This window comes from Idiomarina sp. H2 (assembly GCF_004364275.1).
Classification (GTDB): domain Bacteria; phylum Pseudomonadota; class Gammaproteobacteria; order Enterobacterales; family Alteromonadaceae; genus Idiomarina; species Idiomarina loihiensis.
In genome coordinates this window covers 33,582-59,246 of the sequence record NZ_SNZY01000006.1, presented here as the reverse complement: position 1 = coordinate 59,246, position 25,665 = coordinate 33,582, and the positions used below count along the sequence as shown (strand labels likewise).

Annotated in this window: 20 protein-coding genes; 12 read left to right on the top strand and 8 right to left on the bottom strand. The window is 47.4% G+C overall.

Going from position 1 to position 25,665, the window contains the following annotated elements; genetic code table 11:
• Positions 1 to 266 precede the first annotated feature (266 nt).
• The 3 genes from DET62_RS09345 to argE form a co-directional block, all read right to left on the bottom strand.
• Positions 267 to 1,892, bottom strand: coding sequence for a methyl-accepting chemotaxis protein (locus tag DET62_RS09345; protein ID WP_110013691.1), 1,626 nt, complete (start codon positions 1,890 to 1,892; stop codon positions 267 to 269).
• A 329-nt stretch (positions 1,893 to 2,221) separates the two neighbouring features.
• Positions 2,222 to 3,847: a methyl-accepting chemotaxis protein gene (locus DET62_RS09340; protein WP_110013690.1), complete on the bottom strand. Its 1,626-nt coding sequence runs from the start codon at positions 3,845 to 3,847 to the stop codon at positions 2,222 to 2,224.
• A gap of 133 nt (positions 3,848 to 3,980) precedes the next feature.
• Entirely contained in the window at positions 3,981 to 5,135 is a 1,155-nt protein-coding gene (argE, locus tag DET62_RS09335) for an acetylornithine deacetylase (protein ID WP_110013689.1), read from the bottom strand.
• A 99-nt stretch (positions 5,136 to 5,234) separates the two neighbouring features.
• Between argE and argC the strand changes: the two genes are divergently transcribed.
• From argC to argH, 5 genes are read left to right on the top strand one after another with little or no spacing between them, the layout of a single operon-like run.
• Entirely contained in the window at positions 5,235 to 6,260 is a 1,026-nt protein-coding gene (gene argC, locus DET62_RS09330) for an N-acetyl-gamma-glutamyl-phosphate reductase (protein ID WP_110013688.1), read from the top strand.
• Positions 6,257 to 6,988 carry an acetylglutamate kinase gene (gene argB / locus DET62_RS09325; protein WP_110013687.1) on the top strand — a complete coding sequence of 244 codons (732 nt, stop codon included), beginning with the start codon at positions 6,257 to 6,259 and terminating at the stop codon, positions 6,986 to 6,988. Before argC ends, argB begins: the two co-directional genes overlap by 4 nt.
• 2 nt (positions 6,989 to 6,990) lie before the next feature.
• Positions 6,991 to 7,941 carry an ornithine carbamoyltransferase gene (locus tag DET62_RS09320; RefSeq protein WP_110013686.1) on the top strand — a complete coding sequence of 317 codons (951 nt, stop codon included), beginning with the start codon at positions 6,991 to 6,993 and terminating at the stop codon, positions 7,939 to 7,941.
• Positions 7,938 to 9,149 carry an argininosuccinate synthase gene (locus tag DET62_RS09315; RefSeq protein ID WP_110013685.1) on the top strand — a complete coding sequence of 404 codons (1,212 nt, stop codon included), beginning with the start codon at positions 7,938 to 7,940 and terminating at the stop codon, positions 9,147 to 9,149. The genes DET62_RS09320 and DET62_RS09315 overlap by 4 nt, the downstream gene beginning before the upstream one ends.
• Before the next feature lie 3 nt (positions 9,150 to 9,152).
• Positions 9,153 to 11,015, top strand: a complete 1,863-nt coding sequence (argH, locus tag DET62_RS09310) for an argininosuccinate lyase (RefSeq protein WP_110013684.1) — start codon at positions 9,153 to 9,155, stop codon at positions 11,013 to 11,015.
• Here argH and DET62_RS09305 read toward each other — a convergent pair.
• Complete coding sequence (locus DET62_RS09305; protein WP_110013683.1) at positions 10,999 to 11,850, bottom strand: MBL fold metallo-hydrolase; 852 nt, start codon at positions 11,848 to 11,850, stop codon at positions 10,999 to 11,001. The genes argH and DET62_RS09305 overlap by 17 nt on opposite strands.
• A 200-nt stretch (positions 11,851 to 12,050) precedes the next feature.
• Here DET62_RS09305 and DET62_RS09300 point away from each other — a divergent pair, with 200 nt between their 5' ends.
• Together DET62_RS09300 and DET62_RS09295 are read left to right on the top strand one after the other, a co-directional pair.
• Positions 12,051 to 13,622: a hypothetical protein gene (locus DET62_RS09300; protein WP_110013682.1), complete on the top strand. Its 1,572-nt coding sequence runs from the start codon at positions 12,051 to 12,053 to the stop codon at positions 13,620 to 13,622.
• A gap of 73 nt (positions 13,623 to 13,695) precedes the next feature.
• Positions 13,696 to 16,401 (top strand): TonB-dependent receptor, encoded by a 2,706-nt coding sequence (locus DET62_RS09295; RefSeq protein ID WP_110013681.1) that lies wholly within the window; start codon positions 13,696 to 13,698, stop codon positions 16,399 to 16,401.
• Positions 16,402 to 16,775: 374 nt separating this feature from the next.
• Here DET62_RS09295 and DET62_RS09290 read toward each other — a convergent pair whose 3' ends face one another.
• Positions 16,776 to 17,663 (bottom strand): mechanosensitive ion channel domain-containing protein, encoded by an 888-nt coding sequence (locus DET62_RS09290; protein WP_110013680.1) that lies wholly within the window; start codon positions 17,661 to 17,663, stop codon positions 16,776 to 16,778.
• Positions 17,664 to 17,766: 103 nt separating this feature from the next.
• On the opposite strand from DET62_RS09290, the gene DET62_RS09285 reads away from it, so the two are divergent.
• Positions 17,767 to 19,359 (top strand): ABC-F family ATPase, encoded by a 1,593-nt coding sequence (locus tag DET62_RS09285; protein ID WP_110013679.1) that lies wholly within the window; start codon positions 17,767 to 17,769, stop codon positions 19,357 to 19,359.
• Here the strand turns inward: DET62_RS09285 and DET62_RS09280 are convergent.
• From DET62_RS09280 to DET62_RS09270, 3 genes are read right to left on the bottom strand one after another with little or no spacing between them, the layout of a single operon-like run.
• Positions 19,356 to 20,021, bottom strand: coding sequence for a glutathione S-transferase family protein (locus DET62_RS09280; RefSeq protein WP_110013678.1), 666 nt, complete (start codon positions 20,019 to 20,021; stop codon positions 19,356 to 19,358). The two genes, DET62_RS09285 and DET62_RS09280, sit on opposite strands and share 4 nt — an antisense overlap.
• Positions 20,022 to 20,030: 9 nt before the next feature.
• Positions 20,031 to 20,648, bottom strand: a complete 618-nt coding sequence (locus DET62_RS09275; protein ID WP_110013677.1) for a glutathione S-transferase family protein — start codon at positions 20,646 to 20,648, stop codon at positions 20,031 to 20,033.
• 26 nt (positions 20,649 to 20,674) lie between these two features.
• Positions 20,675 to 21,331, bottom strand: a complete 657-nt coding sequence (locus DET62_RS09270; RefSeq protein WP_110013676.1) for a LiaF domain-containing protein — start codon at positions 21,329 to 21,331, stop codon at positions 20,675 to 20,677.
• 192 nt (positions 21,332 to 21,523) lie between these two features.
• On the opposite strand from DET62_RS09270, the gene DET62_RS09265 reads away from it, so the two are divergent.
• From DET62_RS09265 to DET62_RS09250, 4 genes are all read left to right on the top strand, one after another.
• The gene (locus DET62_RS09265) at positions 21,524 to 22,735 is read left to right on the top strand and encodes a Xaa-Pro peptidase family protein (protein ID WP_110013675.1); all 1,212 of its coding nucleotides are present in this window, start codon (positions 21,524 to 21,526) and stop codon (positions 22,733 to 22,735) included.
• Between the two features lie 227 nt (positions 22,736 to 22,962).
• Positions 22,963 to 23,325 (top strand): DUF6516 family protein, encoded by a 363-nt coding sequence (locus tag DET62_RS09260; RefSeq protein ID WP_110013674.1) that lies wholly within the window; start codon positions 22,963 to 22,965, stop codon positions 23,323 to 23,325.
• An 11-nt stretch (positions 23,326 to 23,336) separates the two neighbouring features.
• Positions 23,337 to 23,738, top strand: coding sequence for a MarR family transcriptional regulator (locus DET62_RS09255; protein ID WP_208107584.1), 402 nt, complete (start codon positions 23,337 to 23,339; stop codon positions 23,736 to 23,738).
• 15 nt (positions 23,739 to 23,753) lie between these two features.
• Positions 23,754 to 25,334: an amidohydrolase family protein gene (locus DET62_RS09250; protein WP_110013672.1), complete on the top strand. Its 1,581-nt coding sequence runs from the start codon at positions 23,754 to 23,756 to the stop codon at positions 25,332 to 25,334.
• The last annotated feature ends 331 nt before the right edge of the window (positions 25,335 to 25,665 follow it).

Below are 25,665 nucleotides of genomic sequence, written 5' to 3'. Positions count from 1 at the left end.
GCCTGATGTTCACATCAGGTGAGATATTGAACCTGACATAAATGTCAGGCTACGTGAGCCCTGTAGCCTGATGTTCACATCAGGTGAGATATTGGACCTGACATAAATGTCAGGCTACGTAGCCTTGTAGCCTGATGTTCACATCAGGTGAGATATTGGACCTGACATAAATGTCAGGCTACGTAGCCCTGTAGCCTGATGTTCACATCAGGTGAGATACCCCACCTGAGGTAAATGTCAGGCGGGGTAAAGTGTCAGGAACAACATTAAATTTTAAAACGCTCCACTAATTCGTTAAGACTAACCGCCAGACGAGAGAGCTCCTCGCTCGATGCACTCGTTTGTTCTGCACCTGAGGCTGTCGAGTTAGATAAATCACGAATACTGACGAGGTTTTTGTCCACGTCTTTAGCGACATTCGCCTGCTCTTCAGCGGCACTGGCAATTGAAACATTATGATTATTAATTTCGCTGACAGCGGTTGCTATTAACTGCAGTGCTTCGCCGGCCTCACGCGCAACGTCCAGGGTTTTAGTGGCGCGTTCTAAGCTCCTGTCCATCGTCGCTACAGAACGGTCGCTGGATTCGTTAATGGCTTTCACCATGTCTTCAATCTCAACGGTCGACTGCTGCGTTTTATGAGCTAATGAGCGAACTTCATCAGCAACAACCGCAAATCCGCGACCCGATTCACCAGCCCGGGCGGCTTCAATAGCTGCATTCAGAGCCAGCAAATTGGTTTGTTCAGCGATACCACGAATAACTTCCAGGACTTTAGCGATACTTTTTACTTTGTCAGCGAGCTCCGTCACGTTACCGGAAGAGTCTCCAATTTCCTGAGACAATTCTTCAATAGCGCGCACTGTCTGACGAACCCGGTCATTTCCTTGTTGTGCCTGTTGATTCGCTTCGTCAGAGGCTTCAGACGCGTTTTGCGCGTCCTGCGCCACAGTTTCAACCGCTGTTGTAAGTTCGTTAACGGCTGTTGCAGCTTGTTCCAGCTCTTCTGACTGTTGCTGGATTGTGCGGGTGGATTCCTGAGTTACAGAACTCAGCTCTTCGGAAGTTGATGCCAATTGCTCTGAAGATTCGGCAATTTTACCGATGGACTCGCGTAATTGTTCTTGTGTTATACGTAACTGACGAAGCAACTGAGCGGGCTCGTCTTTACCATCAATTTCAATGGTTTGAGTTAAATCACGGGAAGCAATGGTTTTAGAAAATCTGACTGCCTCACCGATAGGTCTGACAATACTACGGGTCAATATAAACGCAAATAAAATCAGCAATACAACAACGACAAATAAAACGATAATGACTGCGGTATTGGCATTTTCAGCCACCTCGTTAGATTGATTTTTTGAGTCGTTAATTATTTCCCTTTCTCTGTCTAGCATTTTATTGACGCTAGCCGTAATTTTTGTTGTAAGCGGTATCATGCTTTTTTCACGGAGCGACGTAATAGCGTCGCCCAGTTGTGCGTCAATCAGCTTTTCCTGTTGCTCGAGGTATTGCCAATATTGATCATTCAGTTCCATATAATTCTGGTATTCAGCCAGAACTTTGTCATCATTTATGAACTCACTAAACTCATTCTGGTTACGTTTAACATCGGCGACAGCATCGTCAAGACGTTCCTTGTATTGCTCAATTCTATCTGCGTCACTATAGAATGTGGCAACGTTGGCCGAGTGAACCCGGACTCGTAAAAACGCTCTACTAATACCATTAATATTATCTAGAGCGGGCACGTGCTCATTGCTGATATAGTTCATATTGGCCTGTATTAATCCCATACGGTTTAATGAAAATAGACCTAAAATCAGGGTGAGTGCTCCAATCAGGCCAAAAGCCACGCTTGCACGAACGCCTATAGAAAACTGTCTTATCATTTGATGATCCTTAAAAATGTTTCATCTGTTACTTGTTACCGGGCACGCTTATACTGCCTCGTTTTTAAATCGGCTTTATTATCGCCGCATTATTTTAAATTAATAGTTTTTTAACGGGCTTTTTAATTCTGGCTAATTAGATTGTATTTTTAATAAGCAATATGGGATAAGAAGCTGAATACTACAGTGGTGTAGATAAATATATTTCCATTCTTGCAGCTAAATTTCTTTAGGGTATGTAAGTTCTAACGTATATTCTGGACGGGCTTGAAAAATAAACAGAACCGAAGCGGCTCTGTTTATTTGTGGCGAGAATTTATTAGCTACAGTTAAACTCTAAAACGCTTAACCAATTCATTAAGATCAACCGCCAAACGCGACAGTTCACGGCTGGAGGCATTGGTTTGCTCTGCGCCGGAAGCAGTTGAATTCGACAGATCACGAATACTGACCAGGTTTTTATCCACATCACGTGACACATTCGCCTGTTCCTCTGCGGCACTGGCTATAGAGGTGTTGTGATTATTGATTTCACTCACGGCTGTAGCAATCAATTGCAGAGCTTCACCGGCTTCGCGTGCTACATCGAGAGTTTTAGTGGCGCGCTCTAAGCTCTTGTCCATTGTGGCTACGGAGCGATCACTGGATTCGTTAATGGCTTTCACCATGTCTTCAATTTCAACGGTCGACTGCTGCGTTTTATGAGCTAATGAGCGAACTTCATCAGCAACAACCGCAAATCCGCGACCCGATTCACCAGCACGAGCAGCCTCTATCGCTGCGTTGAGTGCGAGCAGGTTTGTTTGCTCGGCAATGCCGCTGATAACTTCAAGTACTTTCGTAATACTCTTAACTTTTTCCGCCAGCTCCGTCACGTTACCGGAAGAATCGCCAATTTCCTGAGACAACTCTTCAATAGCCCGGACGGTTTGGCGTACGCGGTCATTCCCCTGCTGAGTCTGCTGGTTGGCTTCATCAGAAGCCTCAGAGGCGTTTTGTGCATCCTGAGCCACAGTTTCAACGGCGGTGGTCAGTTCGTTTACCGCAGTTGCTGCTTGCTCTAACTCTTCCGACTGTTGCTGAATAGTTCGGGTGGACTCTTCTGTCACTGAGCTTAGCTCTTCAGAGGTTGAGGCTAATTGCTCTGACGATTCTGATATGGTGGTAATGGAGTTGCGCAGCTCGGCTTGTGTGCGCTCTAACTGACGCAGCAGTTGTGCCGGCTCGTCCTTGCCAATAATTTCAATACTCTGAGTTAAATCACGCTTGGCGATACTCTCTGCAAAATCAACGGCTCCGCCAATTGGCGATACAATGCTGCGGGTCAGCGTAATAGCAAACAGCGCCAGCAACACGATAGCGACTATGAGTACAATAATAACGGCAAGGCTGGCATTTTCGGCTACGCCGTGTGCGTCATTTGACGCCTCGTGAATCAGAAGACTTTCTCTACTGTGGAGCTCTTGCAGCTTTTGGGTTATCTTGTTGGTCAGTGGCAGTATGCTGTTTTCCCTTATCGAGGCAATGGCGTCTGTAAGCCCCGCATCAACCAACTGATTGAATTGGTCGTTAAGTTGCCAGAATTCTTTATCAAGCGCCTTATATTCATTAAATAACTCTCTGGCCTGAGAATCCTCGATAACACTCTCGTATTCGTTCTGATTACGCTTAAGTGAGTCAATCGCATCGGCAAGCCGGGTTTTATAATTTGCTAAACGGTCAGCGTCATTGATATAGCTGGAAACGTTGGCTGAATGAATTCGCACCATGAGAAAATCGCGGTTTATAGCATTAACGTTGTCAAGAGCTGGCATTTGTTTGTCGGTAATAACGGTTACTTCGTTATCAATGACTCCAATCCGGTTTAACGCAAAAATACCCAGAATAAGGATGAGTATTCCTATCAGCCCGAAAGCAATACTGGCGCGAGCGCCTATAGATATTTGTCTTAACATGACGAATTCCTTTTTATTTATGACTATTAACAATATGAAGTGGTACGTAGCAAAATTTATTTTTTAAATTTTGTACCCCTCTGCTATCGGCAGTGAGCGTTATAGCCATTAATGAGTTCAGGAACCTTTACTCTTAATAACAGTAGTTTTTTATTAAACTTCTAATTTTTTTTTGAGTTGGTTCAATGGTTTCTGTTAAAAGATATTCATCGGGTTGGTGCGCTTGTTTTATTGAGCCCGGTCCCATAACCAGCGTCTCACAGCCCAGTTCCTGCAGGAAAGGTGCCTCCGTGCAGTAGTTCACCGCCTGAGCCGCGGATTGCGATATTTTTTCTGCTAATTGCACCAATGCGGAATCGGTATTTTGCTGAAAAGCCGGTATCGGATGGTGCAGTGATATGAGCTCAATTGACCCTGGATAGCGAGCCTGAATACCTTCTGTTGCTTTATGAAGGTGAGCGTAAAGATCATTAACAGATAAACCGGGTAGCGGACGAATGTCCAGATGCAACTCGCAGCAACCGCAAATACGGTTAGCGTTGTCACCGCCATGAATGTGACCAAAGTTCATGGTCGGTTGCGGTACCGAGAAGCTTGAATCTGAATATTTATGCTTAAATTCTTCTTTTAATTTCATGAGTGCTGAAATCACTTCGTGCATCAGTTCAATAGCGTTAATACCCAGCGCCGGATCAGAGCTGTGCCCGGAGCGTCCGGTAATGCGGATAACCTCGCTCATGTGCCCTTTGTGCGCGTAGACCGGGCGCATATCCGTGGGCTCGCCTATCACGCAGTAGTCGGGTTTAAGGTTCGCAAAGCGGGTGACTTCGCGGGCGCCGTCCATAGTGGTTTCTTCGTCCGCAGTGGCTAGTATCATAATAGGTTTGGTTTGTTGAGTTGCGTCCAGCTCACTCAGAGCATGAATGACAAAAGCGAAAAAACCTTTCATATCAATACTGCCAAGACCGTACCAGCGGTTGTCCTGTTCCGTGAGTTTAAAAGGGTCAAAGTTCCAGCGGCTGGCATCATAAGGTACGGTGTCGGTGTGTCCGGACAGCAATAAACCGCCACTACCTGCACCGCGCCGCGCCAGTAAATTGTACTTTCCCGGCTGACTCTGCAGCTCATTGATTTCGCATTCAAACCCCAGTAGTTCAAGCCATTCAGCAAGCAAGTTCACAACTTTCTGATTGCTGTGATCCCACTTGGGGTCAATAGCACTGATAGATGGCTGGGCAATGAGTTGCTGATACATTGAGAAAAACGATGGCAAAGCAGGGAAGTTCATGATGATAAATCCTTAATATAATTATTCACTATTATTGCATAAGTATATGTATTCAGTTATTCTGCATTTTTACTCGGAAACAGCAACAGGTTTTCTCGTATGCCGTATAAAGCAGCGCAGTCTCAGTCAGTCGCAATAGTCGGAGCCAGCGGTTACGTTGGTGTCGAACTCACTCGTCTGGTGCAACAACATCCGGCGCTGAGTCTTTTGGGTTGTTATGTCTCTGAGCATAGCAGCGATGCAGGCTCGCTGCTGAGTGATTTACACCCACAATACGCACATTTAGTGAAACTTCCCCTGCAGGGCTTATCCAGCCATGAGAAAGAGCTCATCAAAAGCTCCGCTGACACGGTATTCCTGTGTACTGATCACGGTGTGAGTGTGGAGTTGGCTCCGGAATTTCTGGCGGCGGGTTTAAAGGTCATTGATCTCTCAGGCGGCTTTCGCTTAAACGCAGGCAAAGATTATCCGGCATTTTACGGGTTTGAACACACACAGGAAAGGTGGCTGCAACAAGCGGTTTATGGGCTGGCGGAATGGTATCCGCAGGAGATAGCTACAGCTCAGTTAGTGGCGGTGCCCGGTTGTTATCCCACCGCTGCGCTAATGGCATTACTTCCGTTAAAACGGGCCGGTTTACTCGGTGACAGTAAAATTATTATTAATGCGGTATCCGGCGTCACTGGTGCCGGACGCAAGGCGGCGCTGGCAAGTCATGGTGCGGAACTTTCTTTGCAGGCGTACGGCTTATTTGAACACCGGCATACGCCGGAAATTGGCCAACAATTGCAGCATGAGGTTTTGTTCACTCCGCATTTAGCGCAGTTTCCCCGCGGCATTCTGGCCACCTTATATGCCAGCCTTAATGACGGCATCAGCGACACCGATTTAGATAAAGCCTACCAATGCTACGCGAACCAGCCTTTAGTGCGGTTTGCAAAGCAAGCGCGGCCAGCGATTAAAAATGTGGTGCAGCAACCCTTCGTCGATATTGGCTGGCACCGGCAGGGGAATCAGCTCATTGCCTTCTCGGCCATTGATAACTTATTAAAAGGTGCGGCCAGCCAGGCTATTCAGTGTCTTAATCTGCAGCTTGGCTTGTCGATTGAAGAGGGGTTGCTATGAAAGTGATTAAGCTGGGCGGCAGCCTGCTGGAGCAGCCCGCTGAGATGAAAGCCTTATTTGAATCTCTGTCAGGCACTGACAATAACACCGTTATTGTGCATGGTGGTGGCGCTTTGGCTCAGCAATGGCTGTCTGCGGCGGGCCTGAAAAGTGAAAAACATGAAGGTCTGCGAGTCAGCCCGGAACAGCATATGCCTTATATTGTAGGGGCTCTGGCCGGTTGTGCAAATAAACAACTGATGTGCCGGGCAATTGCTGCCGGCTTACGGCCCATTGGTTTAACTCTGCATGAAGCGGGTATTTCATGTCGGCAGCAATCGGCTTTGCTGGGGCAGGTAGGTACCTGCGAATTTGACGAGCCGGGGTTAATCGTTACCCTGCTCAAGTGCGGTTACCTGCCATTAATCAGCTCTGTCGGCTTCGGTAAGCAGGGTGAATGGTTCAATGTTAATGCCGATGATGCCGCTGTCGCGGTTGCCGCAAGCCTTGACGCCGATTTACTGTTGCTAACCGATGTGAATGGTGTGCTCGACAGCAAAGGTCAACTGATAGAGCAACTGGACAGCCTGAGCATAGATGAACTGACAAAAAGTGGCGTGATTAAAGATGGCATGCTGGTCAAAGTTCGCGGTGCGCTTAATGCCGCAAAACGCTTGCGACGATGTGTGCGAATAGGCAGTTGGAATTTAATTAATCAAACCCATTCAGGCACACAGATTAGTGAGTAAGTATGATGAAACATTGTTTATCCGGGCTGGAGTTAACTCCGGCTAACACACTGCAATTACTGGCATTGGCGCAGGAACAGAAAGCACAACCGCAAAAGTATCGACACACTCTGGCAGGCCGCAGCGTTGTCACTCTGTTTGAAAAGCCGAGTCTGCGCACAAGGTTGTCGTTTGATATTGGTTTGCAGAAACTTGGCGGGCATGCGGTCTATTTGAATGAACAGGGAAATGGCATGGGCGTGCGTGAGAGCGTTGCCGATTATGCCCGCAACTTATCCTGCTGGGCCGATGCCATCGTGGCCCGGGTGATGTCGCACAATACACTGCAAGAGCTGGCTCAGCATGCCTCGGTACCTGTGATCAACAGCTTGTGCGATCGTTTTCACCCGTGTCAGGCACTGGCCGACTTTCTGACGCTGCAGGAGCACTACGGCGAAGTGAAAGGTTTGAAACTGGTGTATCTGGGCGACGGTAATAATGTTTCGCACTCATTGATGCTGACTGCGGCCGCACTGGGTACCAATTGTACTATTATCTGCCCACGGGGCTATGAGCCTGATGCCGACCTTGTCACTCAAGCAAAAAAACAGGCGGCTGAGAGCGGCGCCGATATTATTGTAACCCATGATATTGCAGCGGTTGCGGGGGCTGATGCGCTCTATACCGACACCTGGGTGTCTATGGGCGATGATAAACCGTTAAGCGAAGTACGCGACATTTTTCAGCCTTATCAAATTAATTCGCAGTTGGTTGAGCACAGCAGTGCTACTTCGGTGCTGCACTGCCAGCCGGCACATCGCGGTTATGAAATTACCTCCGATGTGATGGACGGTCCGCTGTCGCGCTGCTTTCAACAAGCTGAAAACCGTCTTTATGCACAAAATGCCTTATTAACTCTACTATTAAATCCAGCGGCAGCGGTACTGCCCGAATCTATGGAGAAAGCCTCATGAGCAATGTGAAAAAAGTGGTACTGGCCTATTCTGGCGGTCTGGATACATCGGCCATTGTGCCCTGGTTAAAAGAAAATTATGGCTGTGAAGTGGTGGCCTTTGTGGCCGATGTAGGGCAGGGCGCTGATGAACTGCAAGGCGTTGAAGAAAAAGCCAAAGCCTCGGGTGCTTCCGAATGTCATGTGGTGGACTTAAAAGACGAGTTCGTGAAAAACTATGTGTACCCGACACTGAAAACCGGAGCCATTTACGAAGGTACCTATTTGCTTGGTACGGCTATGGCACGCCCCATTATTGCCAAAGCTCAGGTTGAAGTAGCGCGCAAAGTCGGCGCCGATGCACTGTCTCATGGGTGTACCGGTAAAGGTAACGATCAGGTGCGGTTTGAATCCTGCTATGCAGCTTTAGCACCGGATTTACAGGTGATTGCGCCCTGGCGTGAATGGGAATTAAGCAGCCGTGAATCTTTGCTGGATTATCTGGCGGAGCGCAATATTCCCTGCTCAGCGTCGGCGACGAAAATCTACAGCCGCGACGCTAATGCCTGGCATATTTCGCATGAAGGTGGCGAACTGGAAGACCCCTGGTGCGAACCTACCGAAAAGGTCTGGACTATGACGGTATCGCCGGAACAGGCACCGGATAAGCCCGAGTATGTTTCTGTGGTGGTAGAAAATGGCGAAATTATTGCGGTGAATAACCAGGCGCTGTCGCCTTTTGAAAGTTTGAGTTCTTTAAATGAAATTGCGGCTAAGCACGGTGTTGGCCGGGTGGATATTGTTGAGAACCGTTTAGTGGGCATGAAAAGTCGTGGTTGTTATGAAACGCCGGGCGGTACGGTGATGATGGCGGCGCTGCAGGCTATTGACGAACTGGTGCTGGACAAAGTCAGTCGCAGCTGGAAAACTCAGTTGAGCGAGCAGTTCGCGCAATTATTGTATGACGGGCGCTGGTTTACCCCCTTGCAGCAATCGGTTATGGCTGCGGCACAGTCGTTATGCGCAACCGCCAGTGGTGAGGTGGTTCTGAAACTTTATAAAGGTTCGGTAACTGCAGTGCAGAAACGTTCTCCGCACAGTTTATACAGCGAAGATTTTGCGACCTTTGGTGCCGATGAAGTGTATAACCAGGCGCATGCCGAGGGCTTTATCCGGTTGTTCTCTCTTCCGAGCCGGATTGCGGCGCTACAAAAACAGCAAAAGGGATAGGTTATGGCGTTATGGGGCGGACGTTTTGCGGCAGGACCCGATGCCGCGTTTCAGCAGTTTAATGACTCGTTACCCTTTGACTATGTGCTGGCAGAGCAGGACATTACCGGCTCTAAAGCCTGGGCCAATGCGTTGCAACAGGTTGGGGTGCTGAGTTCGGAAGAATGTGAACAATTGCAACAGGCTCTGGACGAACTTTTAGGTGAAGTGCGTTCTGACCCTGCGGCTGTCGCTGTTGGCGGCGATGAGGACATTCATTCCTTTGTTGAGGCGGCATTGATAGCTAAAGTAGGCGACTTAGCTAAAAAATTGCACACCGGGCGTAGTCGTAATGATCAGGTTGCTACTGACCTGCGGTTATGGTGTCGTCAGCAGTCAGAGGATTTGCAACAGGCGTTGCAGCAAACTCAGCAGGCCTTACTGGGTTTAGCTGAGCGCGAGCAGGGCACGGTGATACCCGGTTATACTCACTTGCAACGGGCTCAACCGGTATTGCTGGCGCATTGGTGTCTGGCTTATGTGGAAATGCTGCAGCGTGACAGCGAGCGTTTAGAGGATGCCGTAACGCGTCTGAATAAAAGCCCACTGGGCTGTGGGGCTTTAGCCGGAACGGCATACCCGGTTGACCGTGAAGCCATTGCCAGTGAGCTGGGTTTTAGTCAGGCAACGCGTAACAGTTTAGATTCGGTTTCCGATCGTGATTTTGTCGTGGAGCTTCTCAGCACGGCGTCGTTATCGATGCTGCATTTATCCCGCCTGGCGGAAGATCTCATCTTTTATAATTCCGGCGAGGCGGGCTTTATTGAACTGAGTGATAATGTGACGTCAGGCTCTTCGCTGATGCCACAAAAGAAGAATCCGGATGCGCTGGAATTAGTGCGTGGCAAAAGCGGCCGGGTAGTAGGTTCGTTAACTGGCCTGATGATGACCTTAAAATCACTGCCACTGGCCTACAACAAGGACATGCAGGAAGACAAAGAAGGGCTGTTTGACGCTTTTACCACCTGGCAGGCGTCGCTGGCTATGGTCACCTCCAGCCTGCAGGGCTTAACCGTGAACCATGATGTTTGTCGCAAAGCGGCGCAGGGTGGTTATGCGAACGCCACTGAGCTGGCCGACTATCTAGTGTCGAAAGGCGTTCCGTTCCGCCAGGCGCACCATAATGTCGGTGAGCTAGTGCAACTGGCAATACAGGCACAAAAATCGCTGGAAGATATGCCGCTGGAGGCGTTTCAGACCGTTGTTCCCGTTATTGAGACGGACGTGTATGAATGGCTCACGCTGGATGCTTTACTGGAAAAGCGATGCGCGCTGGGAGGTACTTCGCCGCAGCGAGTATCAGAGGCCTTAAAAGCGGCGCAGCAGCAACAGAAAATTCGTATTCGGGATGCTAACCTCGGTGACATCGGCGCGATTCTGGATTTAGTACAACACTGGGCCGGAGCCGGAGAGAACTTACCGCGCGCCAAAGATGACATTGTCCATTCCATTAATGAGTTTGCGGTGACCGAAGTCGGCGGTAAAGTCATGGGCTGTGCGTCGCTTTATATTTACACCACTGGGCTTGCTGAAATTCGCTCGCTGGGTGTTCATCCGCAGACGGAAGTGCGCGGGCAGGGGCGCATGCTGGTGTCTTATCTATTGAAGAAGGCGCGACTGTTGCAACTGAATCGGGTCATCGTACTGACCCGGGTCCCCGACTTTTTTGAACAGCAGGGGTTCAGTCACTGCTCCAAAGACAGTTTACCGGAAAAGGTTATGAAGGATTGTGAATTGTGTCCAAGGCTGGCCAACTGCGATGAGCTGGCCATGGACTTTCACCTGCAACCGCCGGACGAACGCTTGATCTTTAGTACAGCGTTGTGATCCAGCGCTCTTCATTAATAAAAGACCAGCTCCAGTCCTTCCATTTATCGCTCAGACCCTTGGTTTTCACTTCATCAAGGGTCATTCCCTGTTGCTTCATGGTATCTACTTCCGCTTTGGTCTCCTTCAGCATCGTCAGAAAACCGCGGTAATCCTCTTTACTGGCCAACGGGCCGTGGCCGGGGATAATAACGGTGTCATCGGTAATGCGGTCTAACAGGCTTTCAACGTTAGCAATGTAGCCGTCAACGTCACCGCCGCTTTTCAGATCAATAAAGGGAAAGCGCTCATTAAAGAATAAGTCGCCCGGGTGCAATACGTTGGCGTCTTCAAACCACACTGCACTGTCGCCATCGGTATGGCCTGCAGGCAGATGAAACACATAAATGGTGTCATCGTTTAAGTGGAAGGTAATACCGGAATCAAAGGTAATTGCCGGTAAACCCATTTGGGTAAAGCTGTCGTCGTTACTCAAACGTTCACGCACGTTATCGTGAGCATAAATGGTTGAGCTCTGGTTGTTTGCAAACCACATATTTGAACCAACGTGGTCGCCGTGGAAGTGGGTGTTCAGAATGTAACGAACCTGTTCACCGCTAAGTTCTTCAATTTTGGCGGCAATTTTTTCTGCTACCTGAGTGTACTGATCGTCGACCAGAAATACGCCGTCCTCACCGGATGACATTAGCATATTGCCGCCTGCGCCGGTCAGCATATAAATATTATCGGCGACTTCGTTGTGCTCTATGGTGACGTCTTCGAATTGGTCTGCCGGCGCAGATGTTGAGAGTGCAGGCAGTGAAACGAATAAGCAACTGAGTAATAGTTTACGCATGGGGCATCCTTTTTTAGTTTTTCATTACTGATATAGGTTACTTATTCAACAAGCGCAAAGATCAAAAAGCACAACCTTGAGTGACTAGAATGTGAATATATTGTTACATTTTTATGTTGTCACAATATTGTCATGCAAGCGTTTTACTCTTCATCCCGACTTAAATCATAACTGGATAAAATCCAAGTCGGGAGAACCCAATGAAATTTAATACCTTATTCAAAGTCTCTGCAGTTGCTACAGCTTTATTCCTGGCCGGTTGCGGCGGCGATATCAATGTAACTCCAACCGTTAACAACGGCGGCGGTTCAGGCGGCGGCGATGGCGGCGATGGAGGTAGCAGCGTTGAATGTGCTAGCTACGGCAGTGTTGAAGGAACTTACGACGGTCAGGATTGTACTTACGATACAGATTTTGCCAGTGCCACTATTGAAATTGACGAAGATATTACTTTTGAAGAGCTGCCTGACGGCGGTGTTCACGTGTTTGAAGGTGCGCTGCAAATTGGCGTAGATTGTGATACCACCACAAGTTGCGAAATTAACCAAAATGGCCCGGTTATGACGGTTGAGCCTGGTGCGACACTTGCTTTCACTTCTGGTGAAGCCATTATCCAGATTGCCCGTGGCGCACAGTTAAACGCTATTGGTACTTTTGACAAGCCAATTACATTTACCTCAGCTAACGCATTTGACCGTCTGAACGTTTCTGGTGATGCTCCGCGTTACGCTGACTGGGGCGGTATCATCATCAACGGTAACGGTATTACTAACCAGTGTACTGATGCACAGCGCGATGGCGGTACTTGTAATGTCGAATCTGAAGGTATTGTGAGTTATTACGGCGGTAATGATAACACTGATAGCAGTGGCTCAATTAAATACGCAAAAATTTGGTATGCCGGTTCAGGCCCTCGCGATGGTGGTCCCGGAGATGATTTGAACTCGTTAACTCTGAACGCGGTTGGTTCCGGTTCATCTTATGAATTTATTCATATTCACCAGGGTTTTGATGACGGTATTGAGTTCTTCGGTGGCGCAGCAGATGTTAAAAACGTAGTCTTTACCGACACTCAGGATGACTCGATGGACATCGATGCGGGCTGGCAAGGTCGTGCACAGTTCCTGTTTATTAAACACGGAACAGTAACGGTAGATGGCAATACTAACTATATGGGTAACGGTGGCTTTGAAGCCGATGGTGAGAAAAATAATGGCCCGGATTACAGCCAGGCTCCCACATCAGCACCGACCATCGCAAACGTCACTATTATCACCACTGATGGTAAATCAGTACGTGACAACGATCCGTCTATTGCTACTAAGTTTGATGATAACTTCCAGGGTAAAATGTATAACGTTCTGAAAATTAAAGAGAACGGTACTGCTGACGATGGTTGTATCTTCTTTACGACAGACGGTGAAGCGGGTGTAGATAACGGTGAGCTGGACTTCTTTAACTCTGTAATGGCCTGTACTAACAACTTTGTAAATACTGGCGATAATACCTTTGCTGACGGCGAAACTTATTCAGCCTGGTACCCGAACGGCGGTGTAAACGAAATCCTTGATGGTTCGGCTACGGTTCTGAATGATGATGGTATCTCAACGGATATGACGTCTTCTATCACTATCGCAGCGAATGACTTAACGTCGCTAAATGATGACTTCTTTACTCCGGTTGATTTCATCGGCGCATTGTCTGACGACGATACTAGCTCTGAGTGGTACCAGTGGGTTGAAACTGCTGTAGCCGCTGCTGACGCGGACTAATTTGAGTTGGAATGCGAATGAATAGGCGCAACGGTGTTGCGCCTATTTTCCGATTTTATTGCAGGAGTTGGTTATGAAGAATCAATACAAACTCAAACCTGTTGCTCTGGCGGTTGGTTTAAGCCTGTTGGCCGGTACTCCGGCAGCTTTGGCTCAGCAAGCCGATGACGCAGACGTTGAACGTGAATCAACGATAGAAGAAGTTGTTACCACGGGTAGCCGTTTACAAGGTAGTGCCGCAGCCGTTGTTCAAGAGCGTAAAAATCAGGCTTTTGTGGCGGATATCCTGGGTGCCGAGCAGTTATCCCGTTCGGGTGACAGCGACGCGGCCTCGGCTTTGCGTCGGGTAACGGGGTTAACCCTGGTTGACGGTAAGTTCATTTATGTTCGCGGCTTAGGTGAGCGTTATTCAAGTGCGCGCATCAATGGTGCCAGTATACCCAGCCCGGATTTAACCCGTAACGTGGTTCCGCTGGATATTATTCCTTCGACCATTATTGAAAGCATGGCAGTACAAAAGGTGTTTTCACCTTCAATGCCAGCGGCCTTTGGTGGCGGTAACATTGATATCCGCACGCGCTCTTTGCCTGATGACTTCATTTTTAATATTGAAGCTGGCGTTGGCATGAACAGTAATGCTGATGAGGGCTATACCTATAATCGAAATGATAAGGGTATTCCCGCTGGTATCAACGATGCGATTGGCCGCTACCAGGGGGACTTTAGTCTACGCAATATTGTTAATACCGACGGTCTGACCGGCTCAGGAAATAGTGCGGGTAATCAGGCTCGTGCCATTAATGCTTCTTTAGCAAAACAATTGCCTCGTGACATGGTGCTTAAGAAAGAGTCGTTAGATCCGAATATGGATTTAAAGGCAACGATAGGTAACCGTTTTGACGAACCGTTTTTTGGCGGTAGCTTTGGTGTACTGGCGGCAGCTTCCTACGATAATGACTGGGATGTTTCTGAACGCAAAAATGCGGTTATCAGTAACAACGCAACAGCCGACTGTTCAACTTCTCTGGCGACAGTCGAAGATATTTCCAGGTCGTGTTACAACACCTTTGAAGAAACCACAGTAACCACAGAAACTGAGCGTCTGAACGGTTTTTTCACGGCGGGTTATGAACTGGATACGCACAGTGTCAGTTATACCAAAATTTATTTAGAAGATTCGGAAGATGAATCGGAGTTTGGTATTAAGCAAAGCCCGAACGGAAGTAACCTAAAAACTATAGTCGGAACCGGTATTGCTAATCGTGAGCACGAATTTAAATACGAAGAACGCGTATTAAATGTGGATCAGTTCCGCGGTCAACATACTCTTATGGATTACTGGGGTATAGGTTTCGACTGGCAGTATACCGAGTCAAAAGCGGAAACGGATATCCCTACTGAAGTTTCATATCGTTTTGACGATATTTATGACACCGAGGGTAACTTCTCTGAAACCCGGGTAACGGGTGATGATAACCGTGCTATTTTCCAGTTTGTTGATATGGAAGATAACGTTAAGTCTTACGGCGGTAACTTCTCTTTGCCACTGGCGTTTTCCGGAATTGAGCTTGAGTTAAAAGCTGGTTATGACTTTGTTGATAAAGCCCGTTATTACAGTACAAGTCGCTTTAGTTTAGACAATGCATCGGGTTCGCGTTTGTCAGTGCTGGACGATTTAGACAACGTGTTAGGTGTCACTGGTTATCTGACGGATGATGTTATTGATGATAACGACTTCCGTATTACTTTCCGTGAACCAACAGCGCCTAACGCTGACGATTACCTGGCTGCTCAGAAAATTGATGCCTATTACGGCGAGTTCGACGCAATATTCGATAACACCTGGCGTGTCAGTGGTGGTGTGCGTTATGAAGACTTTAAACAGGTTTCCCTGGCAACATCGAGCTTAATTTTTAGTGAAAAGGATTTAAATAACTACTTTAATCCTGAGCGAGTGGCCGAAAGCACCGTTTCTGAAGACGACCTTTACACCGCTTTATCTCTGACTTATATGGCCAGCGATAATTATCAGCTGCGTTTTGGTTACGGCGAAACTGTGGTTCGCCCGGATTTGCGTGAGACGGTTCCGGTGGCTTATTACGATCCGGTAACTGATATTCGTACTTTTGGTCGGGCCGGGTTGGAAAGCAGCGATTTACGTAACTACGATGCGCGTTTTGAATATTATGCGGATAATGGTGACAATTACACCCTTGCCGCTTTCTATAAAGACATCAAGAACCCTATTGAATCTGTGCTTCAGGTGGGTGACGAAGATTACACCTTAAGTTACGTTAATGGGGAGTCAGCCGAAGTCTATGGGGTTGAGTTTGAGTGGCTGCACGATTTAGGCTACCTGGCGAACGGCTTCTTTACCTCGGGTAACTTAACCTGGAGTGACTCTGAAGCCTCGATTGATCCGGCCTTGGCGGGTAACTTAACCAACCGGACTAAGCGTATGACCGGACACTCAGAGTACGTAGCCAACTTCCAGCTGAACTACGATTCGGCTAATGGAGAGCATTCGACGTCGTTGGTCTATAACGTGTTTGGTGAGCGTATCTTAGCGGCCGGTATTGGTGGACGTGACGATGCTTATGAGCAGCCGTTCCATTCACTAGACCTGGTTTATAACTATTACCCGACTTTCAGTTCCAAAATTGGTCTGAAAGTGAAGAACATTCTTGGTGAAGACCAGGAAGTGACTCAGTCGGATATCTTAGTTCGCAGCAAAGAAGTCGGAACCGTGGTGAGTTTGAGTTACAGCTACGAGTTCTAGTTGGGGGAGGTTGGCGTTTCGTAGCCTGACATTTATGTCAGGTGAGATATTTAACGCGCCGCCATCACTTCACTATTTGAGCTGCTGTTCAACGCGGAAGAATACCACCTGACGTGAACGTCAGGCTACATAGACGTAGCCTGGCGTTTTTTTATGCCCGATATGATACCTCACCTGATGTGGACATCAGGCTACGAGCACCCTGTAGCCTGACATTTATGTCAGGTGCGATATTTAACGCGCCGCCATCACTTCACTATTGGAGCTGCTGTTCAACGTGGAGAATACCACCTGACGTGAACGTCAGGCTACATAGACGTAGTCTGGCGTTTTTTTATGCCCGATATGATACCTCACCTGATGTGAACATCAGGCTACGTCATTTTTATCTCTATAGGTTTCAGTGTATCTAAGTGCACGTCGCGTTGAGGGAAGGCGATAACAATATCGTTCTCGGCGAAAAGCTTATCGATTGTAAAACGGATATCGGATTGTACCCGGCGAATGTCCATGGGTGCTTCTACCTCTGTCCAGAACAGCAAATTAAACGTCAGGCTGTTGTCACCAAAATCATCGAAGAAAACTTCAAAAGGCAGGCGTTGAACAATTTTTTCGTGCTGACTGGCAGCTTCCATCATCAATTCCCGAACTTTGTCGATAGGCGAACCGTAAGCAACGCCAACCGTTACCGTACTGCGTATTTCCGTAGATACCAACGTCCAGTTCACCACCCGCTGTTCCAGAAAATAACTGTTAGGTACAAGCACGTGAACACCGTCGAAGCGTTTGATGCGCACACAGCGGTTGCCAATTTCTTCAATACGGCCACGTTCGTTCTCCAGTTCCACAATGTCGCCAATACGAATTGGACGCTCAGCAATTAAAATCATGCCGGATATCAGGTTATTAAGCAGGTTCTGAGCACCAAAACCCACACCAATAGCGAGCGCACCACCTAAAACAGCAAATATGGTGATGGGAATACCGGCTACCGGCAAAGCAATGAGAACAATAAGCACGTAAGCCAGAAAGGAGAATAACTTACGAAAAGCATAGATGGTGTTCTGAGAGGCATGGCCGGATTTTAAGGCGCGTTTGACCAGGCTGGAACCTATCCAGCGTATGACAATAACGCCTACAACAATCAGAGTAATGGCAATAATGACCTGGCTCAGATAGATTTGAGCATCGCCGGCTTTCCAAAGCTCGGTATTCCAAATGCGAGTTAAACCCGAAGAAACGTCGGCCCATGACATTTGCATAAGTTATTTATCCGTTAATTAGTGAATCTTTCTTTGTAATTTACGCGAAAAACACGTACATTGCGCGCTCAATTTTTACCCTATTATTCTGGATGTTGACTACGTGATTTCTGCTGCAAATATCACCATGCAATTTGGTGCAAAGCCCCTTTTTGAAAATATTTCCGTTAAATTCGGCAATGGCAACCGTTATGGCTTAATTGGCGCTAACGGTTGCGGTAAGTCGACCTTTATGCGCATTTTAAGTGGTGAGCAGGAGCCTTCGGCGGGCAATGTGTCGCTGGAACCCAATATCCGCATAGGTAAATTGAGGCAGGATCAGTTTGCTTATGAAGAATACAGTGTTGTGGATGCCGTTATTATGGGACACGAAGAGCTGTGGGCCGTAAAAGAAGAGCGTGACCGTATATACAGCAGTGGTGAAATGACCGAAGAAGACGGCATGCGTGTAGCGGACCTGGAAACGGAATTTGCCGAAATGGATGGCTATACAGCTGAATCTCGTGCGGGTGAGTTGTTGTTGGGGTTAGGTATACCGGTCGAGCAGCATTTTGGCCTGATGTCGGAACTGGCGCCGGGTGTAAAAATTCGTGTGTTACTGGCGCAGGTGCTGTTTTCTGAGCCGGATCTTATGTTGCTGGATGAGCCTACCAACAACCTTGATATTAACACCATTCGTTGGCTGGAAGACGTGTTGGCTGAAAAGCAAAGCACCATGATCATTATTTCGCACGATCGTCACTTTCTGAACACGGTTTGTACGCACATGGCGGATATTGACTACGGCGAGCTGCGTGTGTACCCGGGCAACTACGACGAATACATGTTTGCCGCTACCCAGGCGCGTGAGCAGCTGATGAGCGATAACGCCAAGAAGAAAGAGAAAATAGCCGAGCTGCAGAGTTTCGTCAGCCGTTTCTCTGCGAACGCATCAAAAGCCAAGCAGGCGACCTCGCGTCAGAAACAAATGGAAAAAATTCAGTTGGACGAAGTCAAAGCCTCAAGCCGGGTTAATCCGTACATTCGTTTTACCCAGGAAAAGAAACTTTACCGGTTAGCGCTTGAAACCGAAAACGTGCGTAAGAGCTTTGATGATGAAGCTGTTCTAAAAGGCCTGAGCACTTCAATAGAAGTGGGCGAGAAAGTCGCTATTATTGGTGCGAACGGTATTGGTAAAACGACCTTACTGAAATGTTTAATGGGTGAATACACGCCGGACTCCGGCAGCATCAAATGGTCTGAAAATGCGGCGATAGGCTACTACGCGCAGGATCATGCCCACTGGTTTAAGCAGGATATGACGGTTTACGAGTGGATGTATCAGTGGAAGAAGCCGGGCGATGATGAACAAGCCATTCGTGGCGTGTTGGGGCGTATGTTGTTCTCTTCCGATGACATTCAGAAGCCGGTATCGATATTATCCGGTGGTGAAAAAGGCCGGATGATTTTCGGTAAGCTGATTTTACAACGCCCGAACATTTTGGTGATGGACGAACCGACCAACCACCTGGATATGGAATCGATAGAATCGCTGAACCTGGCACTGGAGCAGTTTGAAGGGACGTTGATTTTTGTCAGCCACGACCGTGAGTTTGTTTCTTCACTGGCTTCGCGCATTATTGAAATAACCGACAAAGGCTTACGTGACTTTGCCGGCAGTTACGATGAGTATCTGGCGCAGTTGGCTGCTGCTTAACGCTGCACCATTTTTTGGGCGCTCTTGACCAGCTCGTCAGGGTCGCCCATGCGCTCCGGCTTGGTGACACCGCGTTGGCAGGCAGGGCGCTGGCTAATGGTGTCCATCCAGCGCTTTAGGTTTTTCAGACCGTCCAGACTCACACCGGACCAGTCGTGCGTTCGCACCCAGCACCAGTTGGCAATATCGGCTAACGAGAAATTATTACCGGCTAAGTATTCCGATTCGCCTAAGCGTGTGTTCAACACTTCAAACAGCCGACGAGTTTCATTTTGGTAACGCTCAATGGCTGAAGGCAGCTTCTCCGGAAAATACCGATAGAAGACATTGGCCTGACCCATCATGGGGCCGATGCCACCCATCTGAAACATCAGCCACTGGATCATACGGGAGCGTTCTTTTGGGTCTTTGGGGTTTAACTTGTCGTAGGTTTCGGCAAGGTACAACATAATGGCACCGGATTCGAACACCACAAAATCGTCGTTGTTTTTATCAACAATAACCGGAATACGGCCATTGGGGTTCATTTTCAGAAACTCCGGGCGCTTTTGTTCGTTGTCCTGCAACTGAACGTGATGCAGCTTATAGTCCAGCCCCATCTCCTCCAGTGTCACCGTGGCTTTGTAACCGTTAGGTGTCGCCGCTGTGTAGAGTTCAATCATGTTTTTTCCTTAAACCTTTGATGAATCACGTTCTTTCATACGCTCGTACCAGGCTTTTAGATTAGGCCAGCGGTCATCGACGCGCAACTGAATGACTTTGGCGAAATCGACTGTGCAGAAGGCGTTAATATCAGCCGTAGTGAAACGTTCAAGTGCAACAAACTTGTGGTTAGCTAAATGTTTGTCCAGAAAAGCGAAGAAGCTGATAGTTGCTTCGCGATTGACTTCGCCCCATTCTTTAATTGGGGTCATGCGGTGCTTGAAGTAATCGGTTGTGTGCTGGAAGCAGTTACCAATAGGAAGAAACAACTGAAAGTCTATCCAGCGCGTCCATTGTTCAATAATGGCCTGTTCTTCGGCAGTATTGCCGAGCATAGTTTCAGCGTCAGGGAAGGCCGCTTCAAAATACCGGCAAATAGCCATGGTTTCGCCAATGCAGGTGCCGTTATCCAGTTCCAGCACTGGTACTTTCTTCATTGGGTTTTTACGTTCAAATTCCGGCGTTAAGTTTTCGCCTTTCGCCAAATCGAGTTCGACACATTCAACCTTATTCAGTAATCCTTTTTCCGCAAGAAACATCCGCACCCGACGTGGGTTCGGAGCTTTTGCCATTTCATAAAGTTTCATTGTAGCCTCAATAGCTTGAGTGAAGATTAAGACATATTCTTTGAATTAAAGGCTTCTTTCAAGCTATTGGCAAAGGCAACGAACTTTTCTTTAATGGTTTGTTTAATTTTAACTTCAACAGAACCTAATACAGAATAGCCTTCTATGGTAATGACTGGTGCCTGACGACCGCCCATAGAAGGGGCTTTATTCTCTGTTGAACCAATAATATTGAAGACCTTAGAAACCACATTGACACCTTCCGGAACAAAAACGTCAACACTGCTCAGTCCGCTCATAACGTTAATAGTGACATGCTGGTGCTGAAAAACGGCGTCGGTAAAGTCCAGCTCTGTTGAACCCAGCAGGGTATATACAGTAATTTCCCGCGGCACAACCCACTGGCCACTGCGTTCGTTGGAGCCCAGAATACTAATGACTTTTTGGTTCTGCTCGTCATCGCCACTGGTATAGTTTGGCGTAAACTGGCGTTCTTTAATGTTTTCGTACTGAGTATCCGCTTTTAAAGGTAAGTCACTGACCAGCTCGGCTAACCGGTTATGTTCTTTAGTGTCCATAGCCTGATCAAGCCGACGTTCAAAGGCTTCAGCGGAGAGTTCACCGTGGCTGTAATTCATGACCAGTTGGTCAATGGTCTCTTCACGGACTTTTTCTATTGGGCGGTCTTCAAATTTTACACTCATGGTGGTTCCTTGTTGTTCTTATCTTCTTATTATGGACAACAAAGCAATTCTTAGGCCAGAAATAAAACGCAATTAAATCATTGGGTTAAAATATTCCCCTTCGACTGTACTGTTTTAATTGGCGAAATTTTAGCAAAATCGGCTATTCGATAAGAATGTTGCCTAAACGGCGGTATGGAGAGAGGAGTTTTTATGACGCATGGTGTAGGAATTGCGCGGGCAGAAGAAGCGCTCAGTACGTTGGAAAATATGACCCAGGGGGTTGAGCCTATTGCACTGCAAGAATACCAAGAGCGCGTTGCTAAAGCGCAGGCATTGATGCAGGAGCAGGGTATTAGTGCGATGTATCTGAATGCGGGCACTAATTTGGAGTATTTTACCGGTTTAAAATGGTACCCCAGCGAACGGCTGGTCGGTGCAATTGTTCCGGCTAAGGGCGGTGTGACTCTCATTGCCCCGGCGTTTGAGGTGGGATCTTTAACGCAAGCCATGATTCTGCCCATGGAAACTTTATTGTGGGACGAGCATGAATCGCCTTATTCGAAGTTACTCGATTTTCTGACGGAGTCTTTTTCCGGCAACTTTAAACTGGCGCTGGATGAATCTACTCCCTACAGCGTGGTGGCGCAGCTGGAAGAGCGCAAGCCGGCAGAAACCCTGTGCGATGCCAAAGTGATTACCGCCGCCTGCCGCATGCATAAGTCTCCGAAAGAACTGGCGCTGATTCAGACCGCAATGGATATGACCATGGCGGTGCACCGGACGACCGGCGCGATGCTGCATGAGGGGATCACCGCCTCGGAGGTCAGAGCCTTTATTAATAAAGCGCACCAGAAGGTGGGTGCAACGGGCTCGTTTTTCTGTATCGTTTTGTTCGGTAAGGCCACTAGCTACCCGCACGGCGTTAACTATGAACAAAAACTGGAGAAAGACGACTGGGTATTAATTGATACCGGCTGTAAATTGCATGGTTACCATTCGGATATTACCCGAACCTATTCCTTTGGAAATGCCACTGACGAGCAGCAGAAATTTTGGCAGTACGAGCGTGACTTACAACAAGCCGCCTTTGATGCTGCGTTACTGGGAAAAACCTGTGAAGCTGTGGATGATGCGGTTCGCGTTAAATTAAAAGAGCAAGGTCTGGAAGCGGATTATCAATTACCCGGCGTGCCGCACAGAACCGGACACGGCATTGGTATGGACTTGCACGAATGGCCTTATTTAGTCGGCGGCGATAAGACCAAACTAGCCCCGGGCATGTGCTTCAGCAACGAACCTATGGTGATTAACCCTGAGCAGTTTGGGGTACGGCTGGAAGATCATTTCTATATGTCCGAAGAGGGCGCCTTTTGGTTTACTGAACCGTCTCGTTCAGTGGATGACCCGTTTAACCTGCTGTAACCGGGCGGGGCCGGTAGGCCTATACTTCTCTTGAACAACAATAACGGCGGTAACATTGTGTAGCCTGACGTTCACGTCAGGTTCAGTGGTTAAATATTTCACCTGATGTGAACATCAGGCTACACATGTTTTAGATTACCTGCTTGTCCTCCTTAGCAATTTGGTATTAATTTTTTAAAGAGTTATACTCATGCCATAACCTCTATTCATGGATGAAATAAGAGTCAATGGATGATAGTGGAATTGAGTATTTACTGGAGCTGCATGGAACGCAGGTTCATAGAGATGATGGGTATTGGTATAAAATTGAAGCTTGGCGTGTAAAGCCTTCGAAACACATTCCCCATGGGATTAGATACAACTTAACTCTGCATAATCTGAACAATAAACGCATTTTTGGAATGGATAATGCTCACGGTATAAAGGCATCTAAAACCTCAAAAGTGAGTGGGAAACGACACGTTTATGATCATAAACACCGTCACGTATCGGATAAAGGCGTGCCTTATGAGTTCTCTAGTGCGTTTCAGCTTATAGAGGATTTTTTCAACGGTATTGATGAAACCATTGAGCACTTAAGCAGTAAATGAGGAGCAATGTGATGAAAGCCAAAATAGGAATTATGTCGGAAGCCCTTATCAGGAAAAGAATGCTTGCAATTGCTGCGGGAAAATATGAACCAGAGGCTAAAGAGCCTAAAGTTTGGTATACCTCAATGGCTGCGGTTTCGCATATCTTGAACGAGAAAAACATTCAATTATTGAGGCTGATTGATGAAGCAAAGCCTCAAAGCCTGGCTGAATTAGCTGAGCTGAGTGGACGCCATAAGTCTAATTTATCTAAAACGCTAAGTACCCTCTCAGAAAAGGGCTTTTTAAAAATTGAAAAGCACGGAAATAATCAGTCAAAGCCGGTGGCGTTATACATTGACTTTGAAATTATTGTGGATAAGTACTACGAAGATAAAGTACTGAAAGCACTTTCTGAGCACGCGGCTGCATAGTCTGGGGAAGAGACCATGAGTAAACTCCCGTTAGTTGTTGATGCCCATACCCACCTTTTTAATGCTCGCTATGTGCCTTTGCAGGGCATTCTTGAAAGTTGGGGTATCTGGAAAATACCGGCAAAGTTAATCAGTAAACTGGCCTATTCCCTAACTGCCAGTTCCACGCTAAAAGAGCGGCTAGAATCGTTTGCAGTGACAACGAAAAAAGACGCAACTTCAATTATCTGTAACGAGTTTGCCCATCTGGTTTGTATTGAAATAGAACACGATTTACTGAAAGATGCAGGCAACAAGCCTGAGTCAGCCGAAGCCTACCAGGAACAATTCATTAACAGCGAGCTGTACTCGGTTCTGAGGGAAATACATCGGTACTACGGTGACAGCGAATCGGCTCGCGAACTTGAGTTAGATTACATTAAGACGAAGTGGACTTTTAAAGCAGAAACTCAGGTTCAGGATAAAGTATCGGGCTGGTTCTCCGGCATTCATAAAATGATTGAGCGAATGCTGAGAAAGTCGCTGGAGTTTCTGGAAGACGCTGCCGACAAAATTGATTTTGTATTGAACATGCTGCGTAGCGAAGTCGGGATACTGAAACGGTTAAAAGGCTATTACGATAACTTCTCGGAAAGTTACGTACTTTTCCATTATATGATGGATATGGCTTATCCGTTTGACGACAACCCTAAATACGATTTTTATGATCAGCAGTTAGAGCGAATGACCGCGTTGGAGAATTATTCGGATGGGATAATCCTGGGCTTCTCTGCTTTTGACCCACTGCGCTTCGTTGCCCGATCTGCGTCGGAGCGGGTGATTCGCGATGCCATTGAAACTTCGCTGGAGCATGGTAAAGCCGGATTCAAATTTTATCCTCCCATGGGTTATAAGCCGGCCGGTAATGCCCCCCGGGTTGAGCGAGTGGTGGATCACTTCATGGATTTTTGCGTAGAGCATTCCATTCCGGTGTTTACCCACTGCACACCCGAAGGCTTTCAGGCTTACCCGGGCTCAGGATTAAACTCTGACCCCGACTACTGGGAGCAAGCGCTGACGAAGAGCGAACAGAGAGCAACAATGCGATTGTGCTTTGGTCATGCCGGTGGCGGAAAGCGGAAAGTGAATGGCCGCTGGGTGAAAGGCTGGCTGTCGACAACTGAAAAAGAATGGAATGACTCGGATAACTATGCCCGTAAGGTTGTCGAGTTATGTCGCCGCTACGAGCATGTTTATTGTGACTTGTCTTATTTACACGAAATAGTTGACGACAAGAAAGCGCAAGCGAGCTTAGCTGAGCGACTTGAAATAGAACTAACCCGTGAAGTGAGCGCCGATAAACCTTATAGATTAGCCGATAAAATGATGTACGGCAGTGACTGGCATATGGTGTCTATGGTGAATGACATTGAAGAATATTTCAGGCAGATAAAAGCTATTTTTGAAACGCAGAAAATGCAGCCTTTTGCTGACAGATTTTATTTTAAAAATGCGCTCAAGTACGTTGATTTAGCGGCTTATATTGCACGGGCTAAGAATGTATTTAGCCAGGATTATTTAGCGCGCCTGGAAGCAATAAAAGACTATGTAGCCTGACGTTTACGTCAGGTGAGATACCTGAAGGGCGTTAGAGAGTCGACAGGACGTTTCGTCAGATCTAAAAGATTAATATTGCACCTGATGTGAACATCAGGCTACTGGTACAAAATTGGCATAGGCCGTAGCCTGACATTTATGTCAGGTGGAATAATTTTTACTTCCTCTATTCACTAACTTCCTCGAATATAACGCTGATAAATCCCACCGTGATAAAGGAAAATCGCTCGATAAAAAAGCGGTTTGCTGGCTCAATCAGTAGCTCCTATACTCAGTGGTTAAACGAATGAAGCAGCATCGTTTTTATAAGAACAAAGGTTCAATAAATGAA